Below are 7,201 nucleotides of genomic sequence, written 5' to 3' on the forward strand. Positions count from 1 at the left end.
AACGACCTCTTCTTTCGCCGGAAGGAGCTGTTCGAGGCTCGGTGACACAAGGGTCGCTCCGCGTCTAAGATCGCCAACTTCGTGTACGACCGTCGGGAGCAACGACGGTCCGTCTCGAAGGAATCGATTGCCCAGAGAAAGGGGCTGACTTCTCGCGGCGAGCCAAGGAGTTCACATCTGATCTCGACTTCGGCAAGGAAGTTCGCGTAGGCTAGTGAGCCGTTCAAGGAGATCGCGAATGTAATATTCTTGCGCCATGACTGCGACCACACGTTCCCGCCGTCGAATCGTCTATATTGCCGTTTTCATCGCCGCCGCCGCGAGCGGCGAAGCGCAAGACCACGCGAAGTACCAGACCGACTTTCCCGCCGAGGAGCTCGCGGCCCGACGGGAGCGGGTTCTCGATGCCATTGGCGACAACGCGATCGCCATCATTCAGGGTGCTGCCACGGCGGCCGGGTTCGTGGTCTTTCGTCAATCGAACGAGCTCTATTACCTTACCGGGCTCGAGGTGCCGCAGTCTTACCTTCTGCTCGACGGAAGACAGCGCCGGGCTCTCTTGTTCCTTCCCCACCGCGACGAGCGGCGGGAGCGCGGCGAAGGAAAAACCTTCTCGGCCGAGGACGCCGAGCGCGTTACCGAGCTCACCGGCGTCGACGCCGTCTATGGGAACGATTACCTCGCCCGCCAGCTTTACGGCTTTGCGCTGCGGCCGCCGTTTCCCACCCTCTACACCTTCACCAGCCCGGCTGAAGGAAGGGCGCAGAGCCGCGACGAGAACCTCATCGGCCACGCCGGCGTGGTCTCGGATCCCTGGGACGGCCGTCCGTCACGGGAAGGGCAGTTCATCCATCTGTTGCGTACGCGTTACCCTCAGTTCGAGATCGCGGACCTCACGCCAATCCTGGATGCGATGCGGATCGTGAAGAGCGCGCGGGAGGTCGAGCTCGTGCGCCGGGCGAGCCGCATCGCCGGGCTCGGCATCATGGAGGCGATCCGTTCGTCGCGGCCCGGGGTCAGGGAGTATCAGCTCGACGCCGCCGCCCGCTACATCTACTTCGTGAACGGCTCCCAGGGCGAAGGCTATCGGTCGATTACGGCGAGCGGGTCGAATGCCTACTTCGGCCATTACTACCGGAACGACGCCACGCTCGCGGCCGGCGATCTCGTGCTCATGGACTACGCGCCCGACTACCGCTATTACACGAGCGACGTCGCGCGGATGTGGCCGGTGAGCGGCACTTTCGATGCCGCGCAGCGCGCCCTCTACGGCTTCATCGTCGAGTACAGCAAGGCGCTCATGAAACGTATCCGGCCGGGCGTGACGGCTGACGCGATTCTCGACGGAGCGGCGGAGGAGATGAAGGGCGTTCTCGATTCCATCGATTTCGCGTCGGAGGCTCACGAGCAGGCGGCTCGGGAAGCACTGGCGTTCCGGGGGCACCTCTCCCACCCGGTCGGTCTCGCCGTCCACGACGTCGGGAGCTACCGATCGCGTCCCCTCGTGCCGGGTGTGGTCTTCTCCGTAGACCCCATGCTCTGGGTGCACGAGGAGCGGCTCTACGTCCGGATGGAGGACACGGTCGTCGTGACCGAAGACGGCGTCGAGAACTTCACCGATTTCATGCCGAGCGAGCTCGACGAGATCGAGGCGTTGATGAAGGAAGAGGGTCTGGTGCAGATCCGGCCACCGGCCATTGAATGAGGTGAAATGGGCGGGTGGACATTTCTCCAATCAGTCCGCGCCAGGGCAGGGTCTCGTGTATGCTCGCCGTAGCGAAGCGTAGCGCTCCAACCTCCCCGTCGAGCCGGTTCGAACGCTGGATGCGGTCCACCTTGCCAGTGCGGAGCTGCTCGGCGAACCGCCTCAGCTCGTCACGATGGTGACCCGAGATAGGCGGGTCGGGGACAACGCCGAGGCGCTGGGATACTCGGTCGAGTAGTTTCGCCCCGCCAGGGCCATCGGCCCGCTACCGGGGCTGGGCAGCGTGAATCGCGCCGACCAGGCGGTCGGCCGCGGTCGCCAGGTCGATCGTGCCGTCCATGTAGGATTGCCAGTGGGTCTCGAGCGGCTCGCGGTAGACGCGCCAACCCCGCTCGATCAGTCCCTGGGCATAGAGGTACGGAACGTACCCCGGAGTGCCGGTCTCGGCGAGGCGCTCTTTCGTCGCCTGGCCGGCGGTGTAGAACAAGATCGTGTGCCACAGATCGCGTCTCGGCAGCATACGATCGCCGTTGGCCCGGGCAATCTCTTCGGCGACTCGCCCATAGCGGGGGCCAATGAGGAGGTGCGAGGACTCGTGAAAAATCATCTCGAGTCCCGCATCGTCGCGATAGCCCGGATCGACGCTCGAGATCATGACGTGGGCGGGAAGGTCGATCGTGTTGGCGCCCGACGGGCTGACCCAGGCCACCAGGTCGACGGGCAATCTTGCCTCGGGCCACTCGTGCAGGAACAGAGCCGAGAGCCGCGCCGTTAGCTCCGCCTCGTGCGCTCGCACGCGAGGCGCCACGCTCGCGATCCATGCGCGGTTTCGACGATCTTGTTCCTCCCAGAGGCAGGCGTCGTACGCGGGTCGTGCCTGCTCGAGGTGATCGAAAACCGCGTCGACGAGCTCACCTCCGGCGAGGGAAGACCCATCGAGAATGCGCGCCCGAACGGCCGACATCTCGTCACCGCGGATGAAGAGCTCCGACAATCGCTCGCGATATAAGGCGATGGCCTGCGACCACCCATCGCGATCCCGCTGCGATAGAGCTTCGAGGCAGGCCGCGGCTTCTGGCTCGAGCTCGGAGTCCCCTCGGGTGAGCTGGTTCAACTGGTCGTGGAGATTGAGCCGTGGGTCGCTGTAGAAATTGAAATGTTGCGTCGTGACCACCTCGAAGGACGCCCGAGGCGCCGAGAGTCCTACGAGAAAAAGGAGGCTCGTCACCATTAGAAAATACCCTCCAATCGAGAATTATAGTGAATCCGAAGATGTCTACCGCGAGGGCCGGGCATGTCCCCGTTTTGGGACGGCCCTTCACCGCTCCTCCTCGTCCATAGGGGTTCCGAAGGCGGTACACGCCTTGCAATCGGGGCTAACGGGTGCCACGAGGTGCCCGTTGCCAAGGAGGGGCACTCATGTTGATGAAGAGTCTGATACTCACCGTTATGGCGCTCTCCACTACCCTGGTCCTGGGCGCGGACTCTAGTGAGGACAAACGACCTCGCGTCTTCGTGACCCAAAGCGAGTCCTGGTCCATCGGTGGTGAGCTCGGGATTCCCGATTTCTCCGAAGGAACGAGCATCCAGGGTGGCGCCAAGCCGCAGACCGCCGAGATCGTGAAAACGGTCAACGAGCGCTGCCCCGGCGTCGTCGTGACACGAAAGGAAGAGAGTGCCGACTACGTACTCGTGCTGGAGCACGAAGGGGGGAAGATTTTCGTTCGCAAGGACAACAAGTTCGCGCTGTACAACGCGGACGGCGATGCCATCGCCAGCGGCTCGACCCGCTCGCTGGGAAATGCCATCAAGGACGCCTGCGAGATCTTGATTGACGACTGGTACGAGCCGGAACAGGAACGCTGATCGGCACGACCCGATCGCGTGAGCGCGCTCACCCTCACTCGTATCGGAGCGCCACGATCGGCTGCACCCGGCTCGCGCGCATCGCAGGAAGATAGCTGGCCAGCAAGGACGTCAGGACGAGCACGGCGGCGGCGACCGCCATGGCGGTGGGATCGGCTCCACCTAGCCCGTAGAGCTGAGTCTCCACGAGTCGTCCAAGAGCGTAGCCGCTCGGAAGCCCGACGATGACCCCGAGGACCACGAGGACTACCACCTCCTTCAGTACGAGGAGCAAAACGCCGCGGCGTCTCGCTCCGAGAGCCATGCGGATTCCGATCTCTCGGGTGCGAGAAGAGACCGCATAGCTCATCAGACCGTACAGGCCGAGAGCGGCGAGAAGCGTCGCTAGCACGCCGAACGCAACGGAGAGGGCAGCGACCAGCCGCTCCACGAAGAGAGATTCGCGGATCTGCTCTCTCATCGTCTTCAAGTCCGTCACCGGAAGAGTCGGATCGACCCGAGCCGCCGCTTCTCGAAGACGTCGCCCGAGGGGCTCCGCCGCTACCTGGGCTCGGATGTAGAGAGTGACCGAGCCCAGATCGGTAGACTGCATGTAAGGCAGATAGACGAACCGCCGCGGTTCCTCGCGAATAGCGGAGCTCTTCCCGTCCCTGACCACACCCACGATCGTGATATCCAGAGCGTCGCGTCCGAAGCCGATGCGCCTTCCGAGAGGGTGGTCGTCCTTGAAGAAGTACCGTACGAAGGTCTCGTTCACGACCGCGACCTTGGTGGAAGATGCGTCATCCCCGTCGGTGAAGTCACGGCCGGAAACGAGCGGGATCCCGAGCGTTGCGAAGAACTCGGGTGCAACGCCGTTCGTATTGGGGTTCACGTCCTCGCCCTCGGCTCTCTCGTAGCCTTCCACGTTCACGGTGCTGCTCGAGTTGCTGTTGGTCATGAGGGCGACCTCGGCCAGAGATACCGACCGTACGCCGGGCTCGCTCGCCACTTCGTCTCGAAGCTGTCGCAGCACGCTCCGCCGCCGCTCGAGATCGTAGCCGTTGAGCGACGGGTCGATGGTGAAGGCGATGAGTCGCTCGGGCTCGAAGCCCGGGTCAATCGCCTGGAGGTTCAACAAGCTGCGCACGAAAAGGCCGGCGCCGATGAGCAACAGGAGCGAAAGCGCGATCTGGACCACGACGAGAGCACGACGAAAGCGTGACGACGAGCGCCCCGTCGAGCGAGCGGAGTCGGTCTCGAGCGTCGGGGCGATCGCCTGGGACGTTGCCTGAAGCGAAGGGAGGATCCCGAAGGCGAGACCGGTCCCGAGCGACAGAACGAAGGTGAAAAGAACCCCGCGCAAGTCGGGCGAGCTCGTGAAGGCTTCGGAAATTCCGTCGAACGGCAGAGCCCGGATGAGCGCGTCACCGGTCCAGCTAGCGACGAGGATGCCGAGCGCCCCACCCGCCAGGGCGAGGAGACTGCTTTCGAGCAGCAACTGCCGAACGAGCCGCCACCGACTCGCACCGATCGCGACACGCAGCGCCATCTCTTTCTGACGCGACAATGACCGAGCGAGCAGCAGGTTCGCGACGTTGGCACAGGCGATGAGGAGCACGAAGGCCACCATGCCCGAGAGCACGAGCAGAGGGGTTCTCGACTGGAAGCGCAGCTCGGAAGTTCCTCGTCCGCCGGGAACGAGCACGAGCTCCTTTTTCGCGAATCGTTCTCGAAAGCTCTCGGATCGCGTCTGGATGGTAGCGAGGTCTTCCTGCAAGAGCTGACGATAGAGCACGTTGATACCCGCCCGCGCCTCGTCGAGCGAGACCCCAACGGCGAGACGCGCCATCGGTGTGAGCCACCGCGTCCTCCAGTCGCCGAGGCCGCTCGGCCAGGTCGGGATCACCTGGGCCTGCATCATGATCGGTACGTAGGCGTCGACCGAGACGCCGACCTCGACCCCGTGAAAACCCGCTTCCGAGACCCCGACGACCGTCATCGGATGACCGTTGATGCTGATGGAGCTACCGACAACGTCGGGTGACTCGGCGAAGCGCCGCCGCCAATAACCGTGTCCGAGGACGACGACCGGATGGCCCCCAGGAATGAGGTCATCCTCCGCGGTGAAGAGCCTTCCGATCGCGGGCTTCACGCCGAGCCCGGTGAAGAAGGTGCCGGACACCAGCTCGCCGCGAACATCTTCGGTCTCACCGCTGGCGGAGACGTGAACCGAGGTATTGAAGTGCGCCAGAACGGACTCGAACACCGCGTTGCGATCCCTGAGGGCCTCGAACATGGGATGAGAGATGCTCGTGAAAACGTCGCTGTTCTCATGGCTCGAGCCGGAGAACGGCCCCGGCGCGTCGATGACCACCAGCCGATCGGGCTCCGGCACCGGGAGCGAGCGGATGAGCAGCTGATCGATGAGCCCGAAGATCGCGGCGTTCGCGCCGATCCCGAGTGCGAGGGTGATCACCACGACGAAAGTGAACGCCGGGGTCTTGTGGAACGTTCGAATCGCGAAGCGGAGCTGCTGGAGTAGGTCGGTCATGAGCAGGCAGGTGAGCGAAATTCGTGCCAAGTGGCACGGGTGCAGAAATCCGTGCTGCAAAAGGCTTTCCGGGACTTCGACGGGTTCGGGCGTCCAGAAACGGACACCTGGACGCCCGATCCCGGATCGAGCTCAAGCCGTCCGACGTGTCAGCGCCTGCGGTTCCTCGGCGTCGAGTCCAACCAGGTAGGCGACCTCCCGGTTCATCTCATCGCTCATGAAGAGATGCACCTTCTTGATCTCCTCCAGGTCCCGGTCGTGGCCGGCAATGATGTCGCTCGCCTCGAAGAGCCCGACGGCCATCGAGTCGCGGAGGTGCTCGTACTCCTCGAGCGCGCCATCGGTTCCCTGAACGGCGGCCCGTGCGAGAAGCTCGGCGTCACGAAAGGCGTCCGTTATTCCGTGGGCCGTCGACGGGTCGCGAAAGTATCCCGCGTCCCCCACGAGCGCCCAGCCCGGACCCGCACTCCGGCGGAAAAAGCCCGGCTCTCCGGGGAAGCCGCGGATGGGCCCGGAGCGGCTCGCCCCCACCAGCTCATCCGAGAGCTCTGGCGCCACTTCCCGCAGCACGCGGTGAAAGCCGCCTTCGAGGTCGAAGCGGATCTCGTTCCAGAATCGCGAGCCTGGGGCACCGGCGCAGACGAGGACCTCGCCTCCGTTCGTGGGAATCGCGCCCCCCATGGCCCCGGGGCGGTAGTACCAATGGTTCGCCTCGATATCGAGCCCGGACCAATATCCATAAAGAAAGGTCGAGGTATTCGTTCCGACCCGGTATTTCGGGGCGGACACCATCTCGGCCACTTTGGAGCGCAAACCGTCGGCTCCGATGACGAGCTCGGCGCCCACGGAAATAGTCCCGACTCCCGGCTCCTCGAGGACCGCCCCCACGACCCGCCCGTCCTCCGAGCGCATCAGTTCGGTCACCCGCACCCCGTGCACGACCTCGGCCCCGGCCTCCCGGGCGGCATCCACGAGAATCGCGTCGAGGACTTTTCGGCGCGGCGCATAGAGGTCCTGGATTCCGTAGCGCGGCTTGATCGCGATCGCGATCTCCTCTTCTCCGTAGTGAAACGACGTGCTCGTGATCCTCGGAGTTC

Annotated in this window: 5 protein-coding genes; 2 read left to right on the top strand and 3 right to left on the bottom strand. The window is 64.2% G+C overall.

The window, feature by feature from the left end:
- The first annotated feature begins 256 nt into the window (after positions 1-256).
- A complete protein-coding gene (locus tag VEK15_07860; protein ID HXV60592.1) occupies positions 257-1,705 on the top strand; it encodes a Xaa-Pro peptidase family protein in 1,449 nt (482 codons plus the stop codon).
- Between the two features lie 265 nt (positions 1,706-1,970).
- Here VEK15_07860 and VEK15_07865 read toward each other — a convergent pair whose 3' ends face one another.
- Positions 1,971-2,936, bottom strand: coding sequence for a hypothetical protein (locus VEK15_07865; GenBank protein ID HXV60593.1), 966 nt, complete (start codon positions 2,934-2,936; stop codon positions 1,971-1,973).
- A 188-nt stretch (positions 2,937-3,124) separates the two neighbouring features.
- Between VEK15_07865 and VEK15_07870 the strand changes: the two genes are divergently transcribed.
- Entirely contained in the window at positions 3,125-3,571 is a 447-nt protein-coding gene (locus VEK15_07870) for a hypothetical protein (protein ID HXV60594.1), read from the top strand.
- 34 nt (positions 3,572-3,605) lie between these two features.
- On the opposite strand, the gene VEK15_07875 is transcribed toward VEK15_07870, so the two are convergent.
- Positions 3,606-6,104 carry an ABC transporter permease gene (locus VEK15_07875; protein HXV60595.1) on the bottom strand — a complete coding sequence of 833 codons (2,499 nt, stop codon included), beginning with the start codon at positions 6,102-6,104 and terminating at the stop codon, positions 3,606-3,608.
- 132 nt (positions 6,105-6,236) lie between these two features.
- Positions 6,237-7,201: NAD(P)/FAD-dependent oxidoreductase (locus tag VEK15_07880; GenBank protein ID HXV60596.1), on the bottom strand; the 965-nt coding region annotated here is incomplete at its 5' end.

The organism is Vicinamibacteria bacterium, assembly GCA_035620555.1.
In the GTDB taxonomy this organism is placed as follows: Bacteria; Acidobacteriota; Vicinamibacteria; order Marinacidobacterales; family SMYC01; genus DASPGQ01.

Bases quoted from the DNA above. Each gene is read 5' to 3' on its own strand.
- VEK15_07870 (HXV60594.1), top strand. From the start codon at position 3,125: ATGTTGATGAAGAGTCTGATACTCACCGTTATGGCGCTCTCCACTACC.
- VEK15_07875 (HXV60595.1), bottom strand. From the start codon at position 6,104: ATGACCGACCTACTCCAGCAGCTCCGCTTCGCGATTCGAACGTTCCAC.
- VEK15_07860 (HXV60592.1), top strand. From the start codon at position 257: ATGACTGCGACCACACGTTCCCGCCGTCGAATCGTCTATATTGCCGTT.
- VEK15_07865 (HXV60593.1), bottom strand. From the start codon at position 2,936: ATGGTGACGAGCCTCCTTTTTCTCGTAGGACTCTCGGCGCCTCGGGCG.